This window comes from Candidatus Thiothrix putei (assembly GCA_029972225.1).
GTDB classification, from domain to species: Bacteria; Pseudomonadota; Gammaproteobacteria; order Thiotrichales; family Thiotrichaceae; genus Thiothrix; species Thiothrix putei.
This window is the reverse complement of the sequence record CP124756.1, coordinates 1,912,962-1,932,699: the sequence shown is the minus strand read 5'-3', so window position 1 is coordinate 1,932,699 and position 19,738 is coordinate 1,912,962. Positions and strand designations below refer to the sequence as shown.

19 protein-coding genes and 7 pseudogenes are annotated in these 19,738 nt (G+C 52.6%); 17 read left to right on the top strand and 9 right to left on the bottom strand.

From position 1 onward, the window contains the following. Positions 1-2: 2 nt before the first annotated feature. Both map and glnD read left to right on the top strand, forming a co-directional pair. Positions 3-815 carry a type I methionyl aminopeptidase gene (gene map, locus QJT81_10025; protein ID WGZ96272.1) on the top strand — a complete coding sequence of 271 codons (813 nt, stop codon included), beginning with the start codon at positions 3-5 and terminating at the stop codon, positions 813-815. Beyond that, the gene (gene glnD / locus QJT81_10020; protein ID WGZ96271.1) at positions 812-3,448 is read left to right on the top strand and encodes a [protein-PII] uridylyltransferase; all 2,637 of its coding nucleotides are present in this window, start codon (positions 812-814) and stop codon (positions 3,446-3,448) included. The genes map and glnD overlap by 4 nt, the downstream gene beginning before the upstream one ends. A 58-nt stretch (positions 3,449-3,506) precedes the next feature. Here glnD and QJT81_10015 read toward each other — a convergent pair whose 3' ends face one another. The 3 genes from QJT81_10015 to QJT81_10005 are packed head-to-tail and all read right to left on the bottom strand — an operon-like array spanning position 3,507 to position 4,328. Further along, entirely contained in the window at positions 3,507-3,809 is a 303-nt protein-coding gene (locus tag QJT81_10015) for a hypothetical protein (GenBank protein WGZ96270.1), read from the bottom strand. Positions 3,810-3,834: 25 nt separating this feature from the next. Beyond that, positions 3,835-3,999: a hypothetical protein gene (locus QJT81_10010; GenBank protein WGZ96269.1), complete on the bottom strand. Its 165-nt coding sequence runs from the start codon at positions 3,997-3,999 to the stop codon at positions 3,835-3,837. 20 nt (positions 4,000-4,019) lie between these two features. Further along, entirely contained in the window at positions 4,020-4,328 is a 309-nt protein-coding gene (locus QJT81_10005; GenBank protein WGZ96470.1) for a 4Fe-4S dicluster domain-containing protein, read from the bottom strand. Between the two features lie 237 nt (positions 4,329-4,565). On the opposite strand from QJT81_10005, the pseudogene QJT81_10000 reads away from it, so the two are divergent. Next, a pseudogene (locus tag QJT81_10000) lies at positions 4,566-5,084 on the top strand (sigma 54-interacting transcriptional regulator). A 487-nt stretch (positions 5,085-5,571) separates the two neighbouring features. Beyond that, positions 5,572-7,143, top strand: a complete 1,572-nt coding sequence (locus QJT81_09995) for an ATP-binding cassette domain-containing protein (GenBank protein ID WGZ96268.1) — start codon at positions 5,572-5,574, stop codon at positions 7,141-7,143. On the opposite strand, the gene hrpB is transcribed toward QJT81_09995, so the two are convergent. Beyond that, the gene (hrpB, locus tag QJT81_09990; GenBank protein ID WGZ96267.1) at positions 7,127-9,691 is read right to left on the bottom strand and encodes an ATP-dependent helicase HrpB; all 2,565 of its coding nucleotides are present in this window, start codon (positions 9,689-9,691) and stop codon (positions 7,127-7,129) included. The two genes, QJT81_09995 and hrpB, sit on opposite strands and share 17 nt — an antisense overlap. 38 nt (positions 9,692-9,729) lie before the next feature. Between hrpB and QJT81_09985 the strand changes: the two genes are divergently transcribed. The 6 genes and pseudogenes from QJT81_09985 to QJT81_09960 all read left to right on the top strand — a co-directional run bounded on the left by QJT81_09985 (position 9,730) and on the right by QJT81_09960 (position 12,120). Next, positions 9,730-9,954: a hypothetical protein gene (locus QJT81_09985; GenBank protein WGZ96266.1), complete on the top strand. Its 225-nt coding sequence runs from the start codon at positions 9,730-9,732 to the stop codon at positions 9,952-9,954. A gap of 61 nt (positions 9,955-10,015) precedes the next feature. After that, entirely contained in the window at positions 10,016-10,561 is a 546-nt protein-coding gene (locus QJT81_09980) for a hypothetical protein (GenBank protein WGZ96265.1), read from the top strand. Positions 10,562-10,737: 176 nt separating this feature from the next. Then, positions 10,738-10,986 (top strand): annotated as a pseudogene (locus QJT81_09975) (transposase). A gap of 20 nt (positions 10,987-11,006) precedes the next feature. Then, complete coding sequence (locus QJT81_09970; protein ID WGZ96264.1) at positions 11,007-11,420, top strand: flavodoxin domain-containing protein; 414 nt, start codon at positions 11,007-11,009, stop codon at positions 11,418-11,420. An 86-nt stretch (positions 11,421-11,506) separates the two neighbouring features. Beyond that, positions 11,507-11,731, top strand: coding sequence for an AbrB/MazE/SpoVT family DNA-binding domain-containing protein (locus QJT81_09965; protein WGZ96263.1), 225 nt, complete (start codon positions 11,507-11,509; stop codon positions 11,729-11,731). Next, the gene (locus QJT81_09960) at positions 11,728-12,120 is read left to right on the top strand and encodes a type II toxin-antitoxin system death-on-curing family toxin (protein ID WGZ96262.1); all 393 of its coding nucleotides are present in this window, start codon (positions 11,728-11,730) and stop codon (positions 12,118-12,120) included. Before QJT81_09965 ends, QJT81_09960 begins: the two co-directional genes overlap by 4 nt. A gap of 296 nt (positions 12,121-12,416) precedes the next feature. On the opposite strand, the gene QJT81_09955 is transcribed toward QJT81_09960, so the two are convergent. Both QJT81_09955 and QJT81_09950 read right to left on the bottom strand, forming a co-directional pair. After that, positions 12,417-12,878, bottom strand: a complete 462-nt coding sequence (locus QJT81_09955; protein ID WGZ96261.1) for a rhodanese-like domain-containing protein — start codon at positions 12,876-12,878, stop codon at positions 12,417-12,419. Positions 12,879-12,906: 28 nt separating this feature from the next. Continuing rightward, a complete protein-coding gene (locus QJT81_09950) occupies positions 12,907-13,188 on the bottom strand; it encodes a hypothetical protein (protein ID WGZ96260.1) in 282 nt (93 codons plus the stop codon). Positions 13,189-13,283: 95 nt separating this feature from the next. Between QJT81_09950 and QJT81_09945 the strand changes: the two are divergent. Further along, positions 13,284-14,608, top strand: a pseudogene (locus QJT81_09945) (UPF0236 family protein). Between the two features lie 27 nt (positions 14,609-14,635). Here QJT81_09945 and QJT81_09940 read toward each other — a convergent pair. Beyond that, positions 14,636-15,631 (bottom strand): annotated as a pseudogene (locus QJT81_09940) (IS66 family transposase). Positions 15,632-15,723: 92 nt separating this feature from the next. Between QJT81_09940 and QJT81_09935 the strand changes: the two are divergent. Further along, on the top strand, positions 15,724-16,014 hold the full coding sequence (locus tag QJT81_09935) for an IS66 family insertion sequence element accessory protein TnpB (GenBank protein WGZ96259.1): 291 nt from the start codon (positions 15,724-15,726) through the stop codon (positions 16,012-16,014). Beyond that, positions 16,014-16,388, top strand: a complete 375-nt coding sequence (tnpB, locus tag QJT81_09930; GenBank protein ID WGZ96258.1) for an IS66 family insertion sequence element accessory protein TnpB — start codon at positions 16,014-16,016, stop codon at positions 16,386-16,388. Before QJT81_09935 ends, tnpB begins: the two co-directional genes overlap by 1 nt. Here the strand turns inward: tnpB and QJT81_09925 are convergent. Both QJT81_09925 and QJT81_09920 read right to left on the bottom strand, forming a co-directional pair. Beyond that, a complete protein-coding gene (locus QJT81_09925; GenBank protein WGZ96257.1) occupies positions 16,336-16,680 on the bottom strand; it encodes a hypothetical protein in 345 nt (114 codons plus the stop codon). The genes tnpB and QJT81_09925 overlap by 53 nt on opposite strands. A gap of 16 nt (positions 16,681-16,696) precedes the next feature. Continuing rightward, a pseudogene (locus QJT81_09920) lies at positions 16,697-17,745 on the bottom strand (IS630 family transposase). A 67-nt stretch (positions 17,746-17,812) separates the two neighbouring features. Between QJT81_09920 and QJT81_09915 the strand changes: the two are divergent. From QJT81_09915 to QJT81_09900, 4 genes and pseudogenes are all read left to right on the top strand, one after another. Beyond that, a complete protein-coding gene (locus QJT81_09915) occupies positions 17,813-18,181 on the top strand; it encodes a hypothetical protein (GenBank protein WGZ96256.1) in 369 nt (122 codons plus the stop codon). Next, positions 18,175-18,684 (top strand): IS630 family transposase, encoded by a 510-nt coding sequence (locus tag QJT81_09910; protein WGZ96255.1) that lies wholly within the window; start codon positions 18,175-18,177, stop codon positions 18,682-18,684. The genes QJT81_09915 and QJT81_09910 overlap by 7 nt, the downstream gene beginning before the upstream one ends. Before the next feature lie 18 nt (positions 18,685-18,702). Next, positions 18,703-19,092, top strand: a pseudogene (locus tag QJT81_09905) (transposase). A 4-nt stretch (positions 19,093-19,096) separates the two neighbouring features. Further along, positions 19,097-19,621, top strand: a pseudogene (locus QJT81_09900) (IS4 family transposase). Positions 19,622-19,738 lie beyond the last annotated feature (117 nt).

Sequence of the window (19,738 nt, the reverse complement as noted above, 5' to 3'; positions counted from 1 at the left end):
AAATGGCGAAGACACAACGAGATCAGGCAATAACCATCAAAACGGCGGATGAAATCGCCAAAATGCGGGTAGCAGGTAAACTGGCAGCCGATGTATTGGACATGATCGGGGAATACGTCAAACCGGGCGTGACCACTGACGAACTCAACCGAATCTGCCACGACTACATTGTCGATGTACAGCAAGCGATTCCGGCACCGCTGAATTACGGTGAACCGCCCTTCCCTAAATCCATCTGCACATCCATTAACCATCAAGTTTGCCATGGCATCCCCAGTGACAAAAAACTCAAACAGGGCGATGCGTTAAACATTGATATTACTGTCATCAAAGACGGCTACCACGGCGACACCAGCAAAATGTTTCATGTCGGCGAACCCACGATTGCAGGCAAGCGTCTGAGCCACATCACCCAACAATGCATGTACCTTGGCATTCTGGAAGTACGCCCAGGTGCGCCACTTGGCAATATTGGCAAAGCCATCCAGCGCCACGCCCATGCGTATAACTACAGTGTGGTCGAAGAGTTCTGCGGTCACGGCATTGGCAACCGCTTCCATGAAGCACCGCAAATCCTGCACTACTACAGCAAAGACAGCGATAAAATCATCATGGAGACAGGCATGATTTTCACCATCGAGCCAATGATCAATCAAGGCAAACGCCACCTGAAAATCCTGCCGGATCAATGGACGGCTGTTACCAAAGACCACAAATTGTCTGCTCAATGGGAACACACCATTTTAGTAACAGACGCTGGCTTTGAAATCCTCACGCTCCGTGAAGAAGAAGCTAACTGGCGTAACACCCTATGATGCCTACCAATCCTCTATTAGAGGTTTATGACCGGCTGCTCGAACGTGACACGCTACACATCGCCGATTACGCCCAAGCCATCCGGAATGCGCGTAAACTGCTGTGCGAAGAATTTCACACGGGCAAAGATATTCGCACCTTACTGGCGGATCATGCCGAATTCATTGACACACTCTTACGGCATTTGTGGAGCTTAAACGGTATTCCTCAATACCACCGTGCCACGCTGATTGCTGTCGGTGGCTATGGCAGACAGGAGTTACACCCTGCGTCGGATATTGACCTGCTAATCCTGCTGACCGAAACGCCGGGGGAAGAATGCTGTGAACGCCTGTCCTCCTTCATCACCCTACTCTGGGATGTTGGTTTGGATGTAGGTCACAGTGTACGCACCTTGGATGAATGCCTAGAAACCGCGCGTGAAGACCTGACCGTTATCACCAACCTGATTGAGTCGCGTTACCTCAGTGGCAACGAAAAGCTATTTATGCGCTTACATGAAGCCATATCCACCGAGCACATGTGGAGTAGCCGTGAATTCTTCCAAGCCAAACTGGAAGAGCAGCAAAAGCGCTACCTCAAGCTGGGTGACACCTCACACCGTGTCGAACCCAACCTTAAGGAAGGACGCGGCGGCTTACGTGACATCCAAACCATCAGTTGGGTGACGTACCGCGAATATGGCACGCTCTCCTTACAAGAACTCTACGAAAACCGCTTACTGGAATACGATGAGTTTGAAACCTTGCGGGAAGGCCGCTTATTTCTGTGGCGCATTCGCTTTGCCCTGCATGAACTGGCTAAACGCAAAGAAGACCGCTTGCTGTTTGATTATCAGCGCAGCCTTGCCCACTTATTCGGCTATACCGATGACACCAATAATGCGGCTGTCGAAGCCTTCATGCAGCGCTATTACCGCACCATCACCGAGTTAGAGCGCCTCAGCGACATGCTGATGGGGATTTTCCGTGAACGTATCCTCACGCAACACCCGCCACTACCGGAAATGTTGGGCGAATGGTATCAAAAACGTGGTAACTTGATTTCGGTCAACTCACCCGATGTTTTTGTGCTGTACCCCACCGCCTTGCTGGAAATCTTCCTGTTACTGCAAATGACACCGGGGGTCACAGGGTTAACACCGGATACTACCCGCCTGATTCGCCACAATTTACACCGGATTGATGCCAGTTTTCGCCAGCAAGCGCGTCATCGGCAACTGTTCATCCAAATCTTGCGCCAACCCAAGGGCATTACGTTTGTGATGCGCTTGATGAATCGCTACGGCATCCTCGCGGCGTACATCCCGGCGTTTGCCAATATTGTCGGGCGGATGCAGTACGACCTGTTCCACATGTACACGGTGGATGAGCATACCCTGTTTGTATTACGCAATGTACGGCGTTACAGCACCGCCGTTGGCGCTCAAGAACTCCCCTTGTGCGCAGAAGTCTTCAAAACCCTGCGTGACCCTGAATTATTGTATTTAGCCGGGTTATTTCACGACATTGCCAAAGGGCGTAACGGCGACCATTCTGAACTCGGCGCAAGCGATGCGTATGATTTCTGCCGTGAACACGGGCTTAACTTGCATGATGCCTCCTTGGTTAGCTGGCTAGTCCGTCATCACTTACTCATGAGTATGACAGCGCAACGCAAAGACATCAGTGACCCGATGGTGATTCAGGAGTTCGCCGGAATTGTTGCCTCGCAAAGCCGCCTCGATTGCCTGTTTTTGCTCACGATTGCGGATATTCGCGGCACGAATCCCAAACTGTGGAATGGCTGGAAACAAGCCTTGCTACACGAGCTTTACCATTCCACCCGCCGCGTGTTGAGCAATCGAACCCTGCTGTCGCGTGAAAGCACACTACTGATCGAAGAAAAACGCAATGCCGTACTGGAACCACTCTTGCTCGAAGGCTTTAACGAAGCCGAATGCCTCGCACTCTGGAACCAATTTGGGGCGGACTATCACCTGCAACATTCCGTGGAATCGGTGCTGTGGCATACCCGCCATATTCTCACCGAAGCTGCCCTCAAGCCCACCTTGATCCATATCCGGCGCACGGTATCGGGTAGCAGCAATGTATTATTTGTGTATAGCAAAGATCGGGACGATCTCTTCTCACGGGTAGTCTCATCGTTAGAGCAGCTTAATCTCAACGTCGTGCAAGCGCGGATCGTCTCCACCACCGAAGGTTTCGACCTGTATACCCTGCACATTCTAGGCCCTGACAATCAGCTCATTATCAATGACACTGACCAGCAACACATTATTGATACCCTGACTGACAATCTCGAACGCGAAAAACCTTACCACCCCATGCATCGTAAACCCCGAATTCTGCGCAATTTCAATGTGCCAACACGCATTTCTTTTAGCCAGCAACCCGAAAAAAACCTGACATTGCTGGAAATCAACGCGGGCGATATGCCGGGGCTGCTATCTCGACTGGGTGAGGCAATGGATGGCTTAGGTATCCGCGTGCATAATGCACGTATCAACACCTTAGGGGAACAAGCGCAGGATATTTTCTATGTCACGACACGCGACTGCGAAATGATTGTAGATGAAGAGCAACAAGCACAAATCCGGCAAACACTAGAGCAAGCGTTACAGGTCGGCTGAGTTCATTATCACCATAATCAAGGCGTGAATAAACACGCCCTGATTACAGATTCCGCGATTACTTAGCGGCTGGTGCTGCTGGTACAGCAGGCGCTGGCGGTGCAGGTGGCATATCGACTGCTGGAGTCGCAGCCGCAGGCGTAGCCGGTGCAGCCGGTGCTGGTGCAGCAGCCGATGCTGCCGCTTTTGCCGCAGCTTGTCTTTCCGCCGCAGCCTTACGCTGCTCTTCTACTTTCTTGAAAAAAGCATCGGCTTGCGCACGTTGCATTAACATCTGCTGATACATTTGCTCAAAACTTGGGGCTTGCTGCATGGGGGCAGCACCATAGCCCGGCATCATCGGCATTTGCATCTGAGGCATTTGCGCCCCCTGCGGCATCATGTTGTTAGGCATAACCACCGTAACCACCCCAAGGGTTGTTACCATAACCACCTTGTGATGAATTACCCGTGCCGTACACATTGTTGTAGGCGTTGCCGTAGCCATAACCACTGCCTTGCAGATTGCTGGCACCATCGCCACGACCACTACCGGCCATGTCACTTGCCATGTCTGTTTTACCTTTACCCTTCAGGGTAATGGTGAAATCAACCTCACCATCAGCATCACCTTTGCCACGCCCAAATCCAGAAGCATCACTGGCACCACTGCCATAACCCTGACCATAACCACTGGTGCTACCTTGACCAGAGCCGCAAGTTCACCCTTGGCGTAGTTGAAATACTGCACCAGCGGGATGTGCGCAGGGCAAACGTAGGAACACGAGCCGCAAGCGATGCAATCCATCAGCCCCAGTTTGGTGACGGCATCGTCGAGGTTGCCAGCGCGGGCATTGGCAGCCATTTCCAGCAGCAACAGCCCGCACGGGCAGGCTTGCACGCAACTTGCGCAGCGGATGCAGGCGAACTGCATTTGCTGGGCGAACGCCGCCGTTTCCTCGAAATGATCGGCAACCTGATCGGGCAAAATGTAGTCCTTGCCAACGAAGTCGCCAGCGACAAGCAGGAACTGCAAAAGGAACGCGACTCCTTGCGCCGCGAGGTCAAGGGCGAATCCGGTTTCGCCAACCTGATCGGACGCACCCGCGTGATGCAGGTGGTGTTCGACCAAGCGCGGCAAGTCGCCAAGTGGAACACAACCGTACTCATTCGCGGCGAATCCGGCACGGGTAAAGAGCTGATTGCCAACGCCATCCACTACCATTCACCCCGTGCAAACAATGCTTTCATCAAACTCAACTGTGCCGCTTTACCGGACAATTTGCTCGAATCCGAACTGTTCGGGCATGAAAAAGGCGCGTTTACTGGCGCGGTCAGCCAACGCAAAGGGCGTTTCGAGCAAGCCGACGGCGGCACGTTGTTTCTGGATGAAATCGGCGAAATCACCCCTGCATTCTAGGCCAAACTGCTGCGGGTATTGCAGGAAGGCGAGTTCGAGCGCGTCGGCGGTACGCGCACTCTCAAGGTCGATGTGCGCGTCATCGCCGCCACCAACCGCAATCTGGAACAGGAAGTGCGAGCGGGCGAATTCCGCGAAGATTTGTATTACCGCCTTAACGTGATGCCGATCATTATGCCGCCGTTGCGCGAACGGCTGGAAGACATCCCCGACCTTGCCCGCTTTCTGGTCAACAAGATCAGTAACAAGCAAGGGCGAGCACTGGATATTGGGGACGGCGCGATTCGTGCGCTCATGCACCACGGCTGGCCGGGTAATGTGCGTGAATTGGAATATGCCCGTATCAAGCACAACAGCATCCTCCCCTCATGCAAAGCCGAATTCTCATGGGGTAGTCGGGCGACGCAGACGTTGTTTGACCTCATCCAACGGGCGGAAAGTCACCGTGCCATTTTCCACTGCTACCAATCTGGATCTTAATAATTCACCATGCCATGCTGGGGATGCAAAATCAGCGTTCTTCTGCGTCAGACTTTCCCACACCCGTTCAATCAGCGCCAATTTATCAGCCAGCGTCATGCGTTCCAGTGGTAATGTACCAGCGACCATGCAGTCATGTTACTTTCCAGAATTATCCAAAAATGATGGTTGTAGCTTACTCCAAAGCACAACACTGATGCAAAATGGCTGAGCGGAAATCTCGGCAGAATGCTTGGAGGTATTTATGAGGCAGGTAGTCTGCCAATTTTCCCAGTTAACCCAGCAGTTTGATACCAAGACCGTATTTTCCGGGCTTTCCTCAACCCTGACCGACGGATTGACCGGGCTGGTCGGGCGCAACGGGCAAGGCAAATCAGTATTGCTTGCCCTGCTGGCGCAAGATTTCCCACCCACTAGCGGCAGCATCCGCTGGCTTGTGCCGTTCTATTGGGTGCGGCAACTGCAACGCCTGCAAGGTCTGCGCCTGGCGGATGCTTTGGGCGTTGGCGTGTTGTATGACAGTTTCGAGCGCATCCAGTCCGGTGAAGCCAGCGCGGAAGATTTTGCACAAGTCGAAGACCGTTGGCATCTGCCCGCCTTGTGGGAACAGGAACTGCATGAAGCGGGTCTGGAGTTACCCCTGTCGACACCCATCCAACACCTGAGTGGCGGCGAACAAACCCGGCTGGCACTGTGCCGTGCATTCCTGCAACCTGATCACTACCTGCTGCTGGACGAACCCAGCAACCATCTGGATACCGCAGGTCGCCAGTGGCTATTGGCGAAGCTGACCCAACACCCGGCGGGCGCATTGGTTTCCACCCATGACCGCGAATTGCTGCAACAGGTGGAGAGGATTCTGGAACTGGATCAGCACGGCCTGAACGAATACGGCGGCAATTACGCCATCTACCACACCATCCGTGATGCCCAAGTTTCCGCCACGGAACAGCAAGTAGCGACGCTCAAACGCAACCGCCAGCAACAAAAACTCGAACAACAGGCTGCGTTGGAAAAATCCGCCCATCGCCGCAAACAGGGTGAACGCCAACGCCATTCCGGTTCGCAAAGCAAATTGCTGATGGATGCGCAACAAGATCGCTCAGAAAACACGCTCTCCAAACTCAAGCAGCAACACCAGCAACGCGCCGAACAGTTGGCAAGCGAATTGGGCACTACCCAAACCCGGCTGGAGATCATCAAACCGCAAACCTTACGCGCTGCCCCCGAAGCCGCGCATCACAGCCTGTGCCTGCACCTTTCCGAACTGGTGTTGCCTTACGTACACCATGCGCCGTTGACCCTCACCGTACAGCAGGGCGAACGCTGGCATATCCAAGGCAGGAATGGTTCTGGCAAATCCACCCTTCTGCGCGTGATTGCCGGGTTGGAACAACCAATCTCAGGTGTTTGCGAAGTGCATGGGCGTTGCGTGTATCTCGATCAGCACTTCAGTCTGCTGGATGAGCACGAATCCGCGCTAACCAACCTGCAACGCTTGCACCCTGATACCAGCGAAACCCTACTGCGCACCGAACTAGCAGGGTTGCGGATGCGCGGCGACAAGACATTGCAACCCTTGAAGGAACTGAGCGGCGGCGAACGTTTGAAAGTAGCTTTACTGGCTGTGCTGGTGGGTGAGAATGCCCCAACCTTGCTGTTGCTGGATGAACCTGACAACCATCTGGATCTGGATTCGCGCTTATTGCTGGAACAAACCTTGGCGGATTACCCCGGCGCATTGCTGGTGGTCTCGCACGATCCGGCGTTTATTGCAGCCTTGGGTGTTTCGGCGAGTCTCACATTAACCGTTTGACCTTGCGCGTAGCAATTGCCTGCAAGGGATCATCCGGCCACGGATGTTTGGGATACCGCCCCTTCATATCCTTTTTCACCTCATGGTAAGAAGTGCGCCAAAACCCCGCCAAATCCTGCGTAATCTGCAACGGCCTGCCCGCCGGAGACAGCAAATGCACCAGCAACGCCACCCTGTCATTGGCAATGGTCGGGGTTTGTTGGCAACCAAACATTTCCTGCAATTTCACCGCGAGTACCGGCGGCGACTGGCTATAGTCGATAGCGATGGAATGCCCAGAAGGCACTTCAAGCGATTTAGGGGCAAGCTGTTCGAGACGTTGTTGCATGTCCCACGGCAATAGACCGCTGAGAATAGTGGTCAAATCGAGCTTTTTGAAATCACCCAGCACATTAACTGCATTCAGATACGGCGCAAGCCACTCTTCCAGTGTTGTCAGCAAGTTGGCGCGACTGACATCAGGCCAGTGTCGTTCTGGCTCGACGCTGCGTAACAGGTTAATCCGTGCGCACCATTGTTCCTGTTCCGCCTGCCAGGGCAATACATCCAGCCCTTGCTTGCGGATGAAACCGATCAGCGCGGTGCTTTTGGCTTCACTCGGCACGGCTTGCAGGGCTTTGCGCTGTAGTACCAACGCGCCGATTTTTTGCTGGGCTTCGGCAATGAAACGCCCCGCTTTGTTATCCCATTCCACCACGGTTTGCTCGCGCACCTGATCTGCCAATGCACTCGCAAACAGCTTGTCATCCAGTGCGGCAGCGGAGCGGATAGTATCACTGCTTTTGCCCACCATGCTGCTGACTTCGGCAATCGCCAGCCATGCCTGATTGCCGAGCGCGTGTTTGTCGGGCAGGTCGGCACTGCGCCCGTTAGCAAGTTGGTAGCCGCCGGAATGCCGCCGTCGGGCAATTCGATCGGGGTAGGCACAGGCCAGCAAATAGCCATTGATTTGCGTGGCGGGCAGCAAAAAACTCACGCCACTTTCCGGCAGTTTCTGGCTGCGGATTTGTTCCACGAACTGGTTTGCCAGTTGGCGGGTGCGTTGTAACCAGTCCTGCTGCTGGTACGGACAACGGCTTGTGCCTGCCAGTATTTCCAGCGGGTGGCTAATGTCGGGATTATCCTGACTGAACGGATTGCGCTCGGAAAGCAAGCTGGCAAGGTTGGCAGCGGCGTTCAAGTGTCCGGCTTGTGCGCCGCAAATCAGCAGGTGGGCAAGGCGCGGATGCACGGGCAGATTGCACATGACTTGCCCGTGCGCGGTCAGCACCGTGGCTTTGCCTTTGCGTTGAATCGCGCCGAGCGTTTCCAGCAAGTCCAATGCCTGTTGCCAAAGGCCGGAGGGCGGCACATCCAGCCAGCGCAGTTCCGCCGGATCATCCACGCCCCATTGCAACAATTGTAGGGCGAGTGGGGCGAGGTCGGCACGTAAGATTTCGGGGGTATTGTGCGCGGCAAGTTGTTCCTGCTGGCTTTCCGTCCAAAGTCGATAGCACACACCGGGGGCAAGTCGGCCCGCACGTCCGGCACGTTGGGTGCTGGAGGCGCGGGAAATGCGCGTGGTGTGTAAGCCGGTCATGCCAGTGCCAGGGTCGAAACGGGCTTCGCGCACCAGCCCGGAATCGACCACCACATCCACGCCTTCGATGGTCAGGCTGGTTTCGGCGATATTGGTTGCCAGCACCACTTTGCGTTCGCCCGCGTGGGCAGCGGTTAATGGAGCAATCGCTTGTTGCTGTTCGTCCAGCGTGAGGTTGCCGTACATCGGGCGCAAGTGCACGCCACGGATGCGGCGTTCCACCAGCCATTCGCCGAGGGCTTCGGTGGTGCGGTGGATTTCGCCTTGACCGGGCAGGAAAGCGAGGATGCTGCTGTCAGGGTTGTCGCTCAAGGCTTGCCGCAGGGTGGCAACCATGCGTTCGACGATGCGCTCATTGGGTTTGGCGGCTTGCCCATAGCGTATGTTTACTGGGTAAGTACGGCCTTCACTGCGTACCACTGGCGCATCATCCAGCAAACTAGCAATCGCAACGCTATCCAAAGTGGCGGACATGACCAGCAGTTTCAGCGGATTGCTGTCATCGCGGAACAGTTCACGCCCCTTCAAACACAAGCTGAGGGCGAGATCGGAATCGAGATTGCGTTCGTGGAATTCGTCGAAAATCACCAAGCCAACGCCGTCCAGCGATGGATCTTGCTGTAATTGCCGGGTGAGGATGCCTTCGGTAATGACTTCGATACGGGTCTGGCGGCTGGTTTTGTTGTCCAACCGCATCCGGTAGCCGACGGTTTGGCCGGCGCTTTCGTTCAGCAGGCTTGCCATGCGGTGCGCGGCATTTTTGGCGGCAATACGACGCGGTTCGAGCATGAGGATTTTTTTGCCCAAAAGCCACGGCTCATCCAGCAAAGCCAAGGGAACACGGGTGGTTTTGCCCGCGCCCGGTGGGGCTTCCAGCACGACTTCGTGACGTTCACGCAGGGCTTGTTTGAGGTCGTTGAGGACGGCATCAACTGGGAGAATTGGTTCGGGCTGGCTTGAATGTTGCATAATGCGCATCTTAACCACCAGTAATCATGGAGACAATAATGGGCAGGGTACATTTCATCGGCGGCGAGAAAGGCGGCGTTGGCAAATCGCTGACCGCACGTCTATTGGCGCAATATTTCATCGACAGCGCAACACCGTTTACAGGGTTCGATTCCGATCAGTCACACGGCACATTTTCCCGCTTTTACAAGGACTTCTCCTCACCGTTGCGTGTGGAGGATTACGAAAGTCTGGATAATATACCAGTCCGTGCCATAAAATAGTTTTTTTTGATCAAGGAAATATGGTTAGATGACTGGTAACAAAAGCAGCCATGAGTAATGTATGACATTAAAAATCACTTTCACTGAGGATGAGGTAGCGGAGCTGTTCTACTGGAAAGAGCGCCATCCTCATCCCAGAGTCCGTAAGAAAATGTCCGTGCTGTACCTGAAATCCCAACAGTTGACGCATAAGGAAATCAAACGATTGGAAAGGATTACAGAAGCCACGCTGCTTGCCTACCTAAACGCCTACCTACAACCTAACGGTTTAGAAGCTCTTAAAGAAATACGATTCAATAAACCACAGAGTGATTTGATGGCATATAAAGACAAGATTGAAGCCTATTTTCGTGAATATCCCCCCGCAACCAGCAAGGCGGCAGCCGCTAAGATTGAGGAGCTGACAGGCATCAAACGCAGTGAGGACAGGGTACGTGTCTTTATGAAGAAAATAGGGATGGACATCCATAAAGTGGGGATGATACCCGCCAAAGCTGATGTGGAAGCACAAGAAAAGTTCCTGGAAAATGAACTAAAACCGCGCATTCAGGAGGCTAAGGAGGGCAAACGCGCCCTTTTTTTGTCGATGCCGCCCACTTCGTGTTAGCACCGTTTCTGGGGTTTTTGTGGTCATTTTCCCGCGTATTCATCAAAGCCCCCTGTGGTCGACAACGCTACAACGTATTGGGCGCACTCAATGCGATAACGCTACAACTCATCACGATCACTAACGACTCCTATATCAACGCTAACAGCGTGTGTGAATTATTGGAAAAAGCCTGTGCGAAAAGGCTCAATATTGAACTATTATTTTTACCGACCTATTCACCCAACCTCAATCTGATTGAACGGTTGTGGAAGTTCGTCAAGAAAAAATGCTTGTACTCGAAATACTATGATAAGTTTCCCGCTTTCAAGGCGGCCATCACCAACTGTCTCGACAAGCTGGATACCGATCACAAGAAAGAACTGACCCAGTTGATGACAACAAATTTTCAAACCTTTAAAAATGTTCAGGTCTCGACGCTGTAAGGTATACTGCCGAAGAACTGTTGCAATACAATGCGCTGATTCTGGGCACTGCCACTTACGGCATCGACCAGCTACCGGGCAAAAGCACCGATATTCAGGATGGCAGTTGGGAAGATTTCATGCCGCAACTGGCGGGCAAGGATTTGTCCGGCAAGGTGATTGCGCTGTATGGGCTGGGCGATCAGGAAAAATACCCCGACCGCTTTGCTCATTCGCTGATTCATTTGTACCGTTGGGGCGTGGCGGGTGGCGCGGACGTGGTTGGGCAATGGTCTACGGAGAGTTATAACTTCAAGCAATCGCCTGCGGTGGTGGATGGGCAGTTTGTCGGGCTGGTGCTGGATCAGCAGTCACAAAGCTTGCTGACCGAGGCACGGTTGAGTGCCTGGATTGAGGCGATTAAACCGGCGTTGTTGGCGAAATTGGTTGGATAAATGGGTAATCGTGGGTATCGCTTGCGCTCCACCCACCCTACGCCTACACTGACGTTATTACATTCGTACTAACGGAAAACCATCCCATGTTACAAGTCAAACTCACCGCCATCGGCAATTCCGTTGGCATCGTCCTTCCCAAAGAAGCACTGGCAAAACTGAAAGTAGGCAAAGGCGACAGCCTGTATCTGGTGGAAAGCCCGGAAGGTTTCACCCTGACACCCTATCAGCAGGATTTCGACGACCAAATGCAGGCTGCTGAAAAAGTGCTGAAAAAATACCGCAATGCCTTCCGTGAGTTGGCAAAATGATTGAACCGAGATGGGTGTTGGAAGATGTCACGTTAGCTGTGCATCAGATGTTGCTGGCAGAACACGGCGGCAGTCCGGGCATTCGTGACAAGTCGCTGCTGGATTCAGCCCTCGCACGACCCAAGCAACGCTTAACTTATGAAGCGCATTCAACACTGTTTGAACTCGCCGCTTCCTACAGCTTTGGCATTGCCAAAAATCATCCGTTCATTGACGGCAATAAGCGGGTAGCCCTGGCAGTCGGTGCAATTTTTCTGGAACTCAACAGTTTTGAGCTGGATGCTCCCGAACCCGAAGCGGTCATTATGTTTGAGCAATTAGCGGCTGGAAATATTGCAGAGGCAGAACTTGCCGACTGGTTTAAAAGGTGCTGTATTCCCATTGTCTGAACAACGCTTGGTATCAGGCCGGACACGCTTCCACACGCTGACAGCTTCGGTTTGTTGACTCACCCTGCAAATGCTCGTTGATCATTTCACGCAAGCAGCGATGACATTTACCGCAGCAACCTTCCGGGTAGGCAAAGTGTTGGCGCAAGGCTCGCACAGACAGCACGCCCTCGTTCAGCGCCCGCATGGCCTTGTGGAGCAGCAGCGCACAACTTGATCGCAACCAATTCCAACGCCTGCTCAATGCTAATTGACGCTCCACCATGCAGCCGTTAATCCATAAGACTGCGGCTGTGTTACTGGCGCACAACCGCCTTACCTTCCTTGATCCAGCCCATAATCCCGTTGGTCACGTTATACACCTGCTTGTAACCCACCTGAGCCAACATGTCCGCCCCCGCACGAGTACGATTACCCGTCCGGCAAATCAGCGCCACAGGCTTATCTGTCGGCGCAACTTTCTGAATTTTTGCGAGGAAATCCGCTGCCACCGAGCCGTCTTTCTGAAACAGCGTAATCGGATGACTACCCGCCACAATGCCGGTTTGCTGCCACTCTTCCGGCAAACGAATATCCACCAGCGTGACTTTTTGATCCAGCAAGGTTTGTAATTCGGCATTCGACACATTGCTCACCGAACCCTGCTGGGCAGCCGCAACCGTGCTATTCGCCCCAAGGCTTTCTGCCTTCGAGCAAGCCCCCAAACTGGCGGCGGTAGTGATGGCAATAGCCAATGCCAAAAATTTAACTGCATACATGTTCAATAAGCTCCAAAGTAAACGTGTTTTATTTGAGTAAATGCTCATAACGCTGATCAGCCAGCGTTTTCATAAAGGCGACTAACGCATCAACTTCCGAATCTTTCAAGGCAGATGCTTGAAACTCTTCGGTTTCCAAAGCCAGATTTTTATCAACCTCTGGGGCGACCCACAGTTTAGCAGTTTCTGGGTTGAGCGTGCGTTGCGCATTATTAAATTTGTCGTAAAATAAAACAACGGTGCGCAAATCGGCAAACACCCCGTTGTGCATATACGGCGCTGTCACCGCCACATTGCGCAAGGTTGGCACTTTGAACTTGCCATCTTCCTTGGGGTGTGAACAAAAGTGCGGTGTCCTGTAGACTAAGATGGCATCCCCTAAAACCAGAGAAAAAGGACTTTCCCATGTTGACAGTTAGCTCCCGCGACCAAAAACTTTTAGAAGCCTTGAACCGCAACCCAGCATTAAAAGCTCGGATGGAAGGGCTAATCGAGGTGGTTGAAAATGCCGGTGATGACATTATCAAAGCAGCAGACGCCGAACAGCGGGTGATAGAAGAACTGCGCCAAATGGGAAATGATGCGATCACTGCATGGGCAAACAAACGTGTAGAAAAATGCACAGCCCCAGCCTGTGAAGAAGGCATTGGGAAGTATGTAAAGAGTGGAAAAAAAACTGTCATTGGCACACGACCTACGGAAAAATCCACATAAGCGAACCGGTCTACCGGATTCCCGGCAAGCGTGTCCGCCCCTTTAGCCAGAGTGCCGAGGTTGTTTGCCGAGGCTGTTCGCTCCCGCTGCAACGGGCGGTGACGGACTTTGGGGCGGACTGTTCATTTGCTCAAGTGCCTGATAAATTAGAAGAACATTACGGGATACGGCTGGCATCCAGCAGCATCCGACACATCACCGAAGGTCACGCCAAACGCATCCATGAATCCCAAGTGTTGATAAAAGACTATCCAAGCACGTTGGGAAAAGCCTATGTCATTGCCGAAATGGACGGCAGCATGATCCCCATCGTCGAGATTGACGAAACAGCCCCCGACAAGCGCAAAGGCAAAAAGGAAAGCTGGAAAGAAGCCCGCCTGTGTCTTGCCCACGCCAAAGGCAGTGCTACGCCAACGTTTGGCGCAATATTCGGTGGCACGGTAGAAGATGCTGGAAAAATCTTATTCGACACCGCCTGCCGTGCTGGATTTGGAAAAAGCACGTTCCTCCATGCGGTGGGTGATGGGGCAAGCTGGATCAACCGTCAAGTGGATGAACAATTTGGCACACAAGGACATTACCTGATTGATTTTTATCATGTTTGTGAATACCTATCAGCAGCATCCGCAAGCTGTTCATGCCTCAAGGACAAGGATAAATGGTTTGCCAAACAGAAAAAAGCCCTACAGGATGGTCAAGCTCAAGCGGTCATCGACACACTGAAACCTTTCCTCGAAGCAGAAACGGTAGAAGACAGTAACGCCCCAGTACGAGCTTGTCACCGTTACCTGAGCAACCGCATTGAGCAACTGGATTACCCGACAGCAAAATCCCTCGGATTGCCCGTGGGGTCGGGCGAAATAGAAAGTGCACACCGTTACATCATCCAGCAACGCTTAAAAAAATCGGGGGCATGGTGGAAAAGTGATAATGCGGCGGATATGTTGGCGTTGAGGGTCATGCGGGGAAACCAGCAATGGAAGCATTATTGGCGAAACACCGCTGAGGCGGCATGAGGTTTACCGCACTTTTGTTCACACCCCAATGAAGGTGCGACGGCTGTGTACCCAGCATTGGGCATGGGTAATCTTGTCATTGGCGTTGACGTAACTGGCATAAGCACGGTAACCGTCGCTGAGCAGTGTGCCGCTGAACTGTTGGCGAAGAGTCTTTTCAATGTGTTGCCGCCCACGGCTGGCGGAGAAGGTGAAGACGATTTCGTCCTGATCCCCGTACAGCGGCCAGAAGTAGCCTTGCTTCATCTTGCCGTTGCCTGCGGGGCTGGCTTTGATGGGGGTTTCGTCCATCGTCAGCAGCTTGCTTTGCAGTACACTGGCGAGTTGCGCTTCGGCAATGGGTTTGAGCAGGTCGATGGCACGTTTCACCGCATTGGTCAGCGTCGTGCGGCTGAGGGTGATCCCCGCCTGGGTCAGGCGTTGGTGCTGGCGGTACAACGGCAGGTGGTACTGGAACTTGTCCACCAACATCCCCACCAAAAAGCTGACATCGGTGACACTACGTTCCAGCACGTTGGCGGGTGCAGGGCTGGGAAGCGGTGGGTTGCTGAGCGAAGCCGAAGCACTGCCCTTGCGTTTGATCACGGGGCGCTCGTATTGCAGGATCAGGTAGCTGGCAGGGCGTTGCGCCACCCGATGGGTCACCTGGGTGCCGATCACCTCATACTGGTCGGCCTCTTCCCCCTGAAGTTCCGGCGGGGTGAGGTGAATCACCTTGACCGGGACATCGGCGGTAAAGCGTAACCCGCTGTCATTCACGCAGTCATCGGGGCGCAGCTTGGGGGCTTTGCCGCGTTGGTAGGTGACGGTAATGCTTTCACCCTCGGGTGCGGCAACCGGGGTGGCGGCGGGGGCAAACAACGGCAACTGCGCCACCGGTATCTCAACCGGACGCTTTTCCGATTTGCTGCCAAAGACCTGTTGCCTGAACCACACCAGTTGGCGTTTTAATTCAGAGACCGCCTGTTGCAGGACGGCATTGTCTGCACGTAACCCCGCATTTTCCTCACGCAACGCCAGCATTTCCGCCGTAAGCGACCATTTCAGCACGTCTAGCCCTCGCGATTTCCACGCCCTAAACTGGTTTCCAACCTGAACAACCGAAGGAAACCTCAATGAAACGCCCTCACCGCCGCGCCAGCGAATGGCAAACCCTCATTAGCCAATGGCAAGCCAGCGGCTTATCCGCCCCGGCATTTTGTGAACAGCACAGTATCGGTTACGCCAGTTTTTGCCAATGGCGGCAGCGTCTACGCTCCGCAGATGGCGTGGAGGAACCAGCCGTTCCCGCCAATACCTTCATCGACTTGGGAGCATTATCGGCGGGTCATGCCGCGCTGGGGCAAGGCTGGCACATTGTGCTGAGTTTGGGGAATGGTGTTGAACTACGCCTGAGCCAACGCTGATGTTTACCCCCGCAGCCACCGCCCGCATCTGGCTCTGCACCCAAGCCACCGACATGCGCAAAAGCTTTACGGGGCTGACCGCTTTGGTGAAAAACCAGTTAGGGCAAAAGCCCCTGAGTGGGCATTATTTCGTGTTTGTGAACCTGCGTAAAACCCAGATGAAGATCCTTTATTTTGAATCCGGCGGCTATTGCTTATGGAGCCAACGCCTGGAGCAGGGGCAATACCGGGTGCAGCCGACAACCAGCGGGCAGCGCGAACTGACGCGGACGGATTTGCAGTTGATTTTAGCAGGCATTGAGGTGCAAAAATCCAGACAATTCAAGCGTTACCAGTATCCTGTGCAGCCACATTCTGGTACAATAAGCCCATGATTTTAAAGCCATCCACCCCGTCTGACACCAGCGTTCCCATGCCGCCGATTGGGGCGGAAATGCTGGCGTTGCGTGAGGAAAATGCGGGGTTACGTGCAGACAATGCGGGGTTACGTGCAGACAATGCCGTCCTGCAACAGGCGGTCTCTGAATTAAAACGCCAACTGGTGTGGTTCAGGCAACAGGTCTTTGGCAGCAAATCGGAAAAGCGTCCGGTTGAGATACCGGTGGCGCAGTTGCCGTTGTTTGCCCCCGCCGCCGCCCCAGTTGCCGCGCCTGAAGGTGAAAGCATTACCGTCACCTATACCTTACAGCGTCAAGACCTGAACATTTTTAAAGGTTTGAAAATTTGTTGTCATCAACTGGGTCAGTTCTTTCTTGTGATCGGTATCCAGCTTGTCGAGACAGTTGGTGATGGCCGCCTTGAAAGCGGGAAACTTATCATAGTATTTCGAGTACAAGCATTTTTTCTTGACGAACTTCCACAACCGTTCAATCAGATTGAGGTTGGGTGAATAGGTCGGTAAAAATAATAGTTCAATATTGAGCCTTTTCGCACAGGCAAACACGGCTTCACAGCGTTGATACTTGGCATTATCCAAGACCAAAGTGATCGGTATTTTGAGTGCTAACGCTGCAATTTTTTCCAATAATTCACACACGCTGTTAGCGTTGATATAGGAGTCGTTAGTGATCGTGATGAGTTGTAGCGTTATCGCATTGAGTGCGCCCAATACGTTGTAGCGTTGTCGACCACAGGGGGCTTTGATGAATACGCGGGAAAATGACCACAAAAACCCCAGAAACGGTGCTAACACGAAGTGGGCGGCATCGACAAAAAAAGGGCGCGTTTGCCCTCCTTAGCCTCCTGAATGCGCGGTTTTAGTTCATTTTCCAGGAACTTTTCTTGTGCTTCCACATCAGCTTTGGCGGGTATCATCCCCACTTTATGGATGTCCATCCCTATTTTCTTCATAAAGACACGTACCCTGTCCTCACTGCGTTTGATGCCTGTCAGCTCCTCAATCTTAGCGGCTGCCGCCTTGCTGGTTGCGGGGGGATATTCACGAAAATAGGCTTCAATCTTGTCTTTATATGCCATCAAATCACTCTGTGGTTTATTGAATCGTATTTCTTTAAGAGCTTCTAAACCGTTAGGTTGTAGGTAGGCGTTTAGGTAGGCAAGCAGCGTGGCTTCTGTAATCCTTTCCAATCGTTTGATTTCCTTATGCGTCAACTGTTGGGATTTCAGGTACAGCACGGACATTTTCTTACGGACTCTGGGATGAGAATGGCGCTCCTTCCAGTAGAACAGCTCCGCTATCTCATCCTCAGTGAAAGTGATTTTTAATGTCATACATTACTCATGGCTGCTTTTGTTACCAGTCATCTAACCATATTTCCTTGATCAAAAAAACTATTTTATGGCACGGACTGGTATACAACCTAACGGTTTAGAAGCTCTTAAAGAAATACGATTCAATAAACCACAGAGTGATTTGATGGCATATAAAGACAAGATTGAAGCCTATTTTCGTGAATATCCCCCCGCAACCAGCAAGGCGGCAGCCGCTAAGATTGAGGAGCTGACAGGCATCAAACGCAGTGAGGACAGGGTACGTGTCTTTATGAAGAAAATAGGGATGGACATCCATAAAGTGGGGATGATACCCGCCAAAGCTGATGTGGAAGCACAAGAAAAGTTCCTGGAAAATGAACTAAAACCGCGCATTCAGGAGGCTAAGGAGGGCAAACGCGCCCTTTTTTTGTCGATGCCGCCCACTTCGTGTTAGCACCGTTTCTGGGGTTTTTGTGGTCATTTTCCCGCGTATTCATCAAAGCCCCCTGTGGTCGACAACGCTACAACGTATTGGGCGCACTCAATGCGATAACGCTACAACTCATCACGATCACTAACGACTCCTATATCAACGCTAACAGCGTGTGTGAATTATTGGAAAAAATTGCAGCGTTAGCACTCAAAATACCGATCACTTTGGTCTTGGATAATGCCAAGTATCAACGCTGTGAAGCCGTGTTTGCCTGTGCGAAAAGGCTCAATATTGAACTATTATTTTTACCGACCTATTCACCCAACCTCAATCTGATTGAACGGTTGTGGAAGTTCGTCAAGAAAAAATGCTTGTACTCGAAATACTATGATAAGTTTCCCGCTTTCAAGGCGGCCATCACCAACTGTCTCGACAAGCTGGATACCGATCACAAGAAAGAACTGACCCAGTTGATGACAACAAATTTTCAAACCTTTAAAAATGTTCAGGTCTTGACGCTGTAAGGTATACAACGTACCGATTTAGTCCCCTCCAACCCGCTGACCAAAGCCCTTGGTTATGTCATCCGCCGCGAACACGAACTGCGCGTGTTTCTGGAAGATCCCGACGTACCAATGGATACCAACCACATCGAACGCGCCCTGCGGCCCATCCCCATGGGCAGGAAAAACTGGTTGTTCTGCTGGACAGAACTCGGCGCGGAACACGTGGGCATCATCCAAAGCCTGATCACCACCTGCCGCCTGCATGACATTAACCCGTATGTCTATCTGATGGATGTTCTGTTGCGCGTTAGTGAGCATCCCGCTTCTCAGGTGCAAGACCTTACGCCAAGATGTTGGAAACAACGGTTTGCGGATAAGCCATTGCGCTCGGATTTGTTTGCGGATGTCAACGACGGGCTAGAATGACCGTTTACAAGCCAAAGAAATCAACCCACCCGCCGGAAAATCGCCCTTCATTTGGCGTTTAGTCACCAACCGCTGTGTGGAGACCGCCGATGCTGCCTGTGAACTCATCGACTGGTATCGGGCACGTTGGGAGATCGAGATGTTTTTTGATGTCCTCAAAGTCGGTTGTCGCGTCGAAAAACTGCAACTGGACACCAAAGAGCGCATCGAAAAAGCCCTCGCGCTCTACATCATGGTGGCCTGGCGGATTATGTTTCTGATGCGGTTGGGGCGTACCTGTCCAGAACTTCCTGCTGATCTGGTGTTTGACCCCTTGGAATGGAAAGTCTCCTTCCGACTCGGCAAAAAAGCACTACCCGATGGCATACCTACCCTCAATCAAGTGATCCGCAATCTGGCAGAACTGGGCGGCTTTCTGGGCAGAAAATCCGACGGCGAACCGGGGTCTAAAAGTATCTGGCTTGGCTACTCAAGGGTGCTTGACTGCATTTATGGCATTCAGATGGCTAGTGAGTTGGGGGAGGACTGATTTGTGTATAAGGAGATGCGTATTGGGCGCACTCAATGCGATAACGCTACAACTCATCACGATCACTTACCCTAAGTTTTAATGTGATTGCTCTTGCTTAGGCGCTTGGTGCAGTGT

Excerpts from the sequence above, each read along its gene's own strand:
- map (WGZ96272.1), top strand. The coding sequence starts at position 3 with ATGGCGAAGACACAACGAGATCAGGCAATAACCATCAAAACGGCGGAT.
- glnD (WGZ96271.1), top strand. The coding sequence starts at position 812 with ATGATGCCTACCAATCCTCTATTAGAGGTTTATGACCGGCTGCTCGAA.
- QJT81_10015 (WGZ96270.1), bottom strand. The coding sequence starts at position 3,809 with ATGCCTCAGATGCAAATGCCGATGATGCCGGGCTATGGTGCTGCCCCC.
- QJT81_10010 (WGZ96269.1), bottom strand. The coding sequence starts at position 3,999 with ATGGCAAGTGACATGGCCGGTAGTGGTCGTGGCGATGGTGCCAGCAAT.
- QJT81_09995 (WGZ96268.1), top strand. The coding sequence starts at position 5,572 with ATGAGGCAGGTAGTCTGCCAATTTTCCCAGTTAACCCAGCAGTTTGAT.
- hrpB (WGZ96267.1), bottom strand. The coding sequence starts at position 9,691 with ATGCAACATTCAAGCCAGCCCGAACCAATTCTCCCAGTTGATGCCGTC.
- QJT81_09985 (WGZ96266.1), top strand. The coding sequence starts at position 9,730 with ATGGGCAGGGTACATTTCATCGGCGGCGAGAAAGGCGGCGTTGGCAAA.
- QJT81_09980 (WGZ96265.1), top strand. The coding sequence starts at position 10,016 with ATGACATTAAAAATCACTTTCACTGAGGATGAGGTAGCGGAGCTGTTC.
- QJT81_09965 (WGZ96263.1), top strand. The coding sequence starts at position 11,507 with ATGTTACAAGTCAAACTCACCGCCATCGGCAATTCCGTTGGCATCGTC.
- QJT81_09960 (WGZ96262.1), top strand. The coding sequence starts at position 11,728 with ATGATTGAACCGAGATGGGTGTTGGAAGATGTCACGTTAGCTGTGCAT.
- QJT81_09955 (WGZ96261.1), bottom strand. The coding sequence starts at position 12,878 with ATGTATGCAGTTAAATTTTTGGCATTGGCTATTGCCATCACTACCGCC.
- QJT81_09935 (WGZ96259.1), top strand. The coding sequence starts at position 15,724 with ATGAAACGCCCTCACCGCCGCGCCAGCGAATGGCAAACCCTCATTAGC.
- tnpB (WGZ96258.1), top strand. The coding sequence starts at position 16,014 with ATGTTTACCCCCGCAGCCACCGCCCGCATCTGGCTCTGCACCCAAGCC.
- QJT81_09925 (WGZ96257.1), bottom strand. The coding sequence starts at position 16,680 with ATGCTTTCACCTTCAGGCGCGGCAACTGGGGCGGCGGCGGGGGCAAAC.
- QJT81_09915 (WGZ96256.1), top strand. The coding sequence starts at position 17,813 with ATGGCACGGACTGGTATACAACCTAACGGTTTAGAAGCTCTTAAAGAA.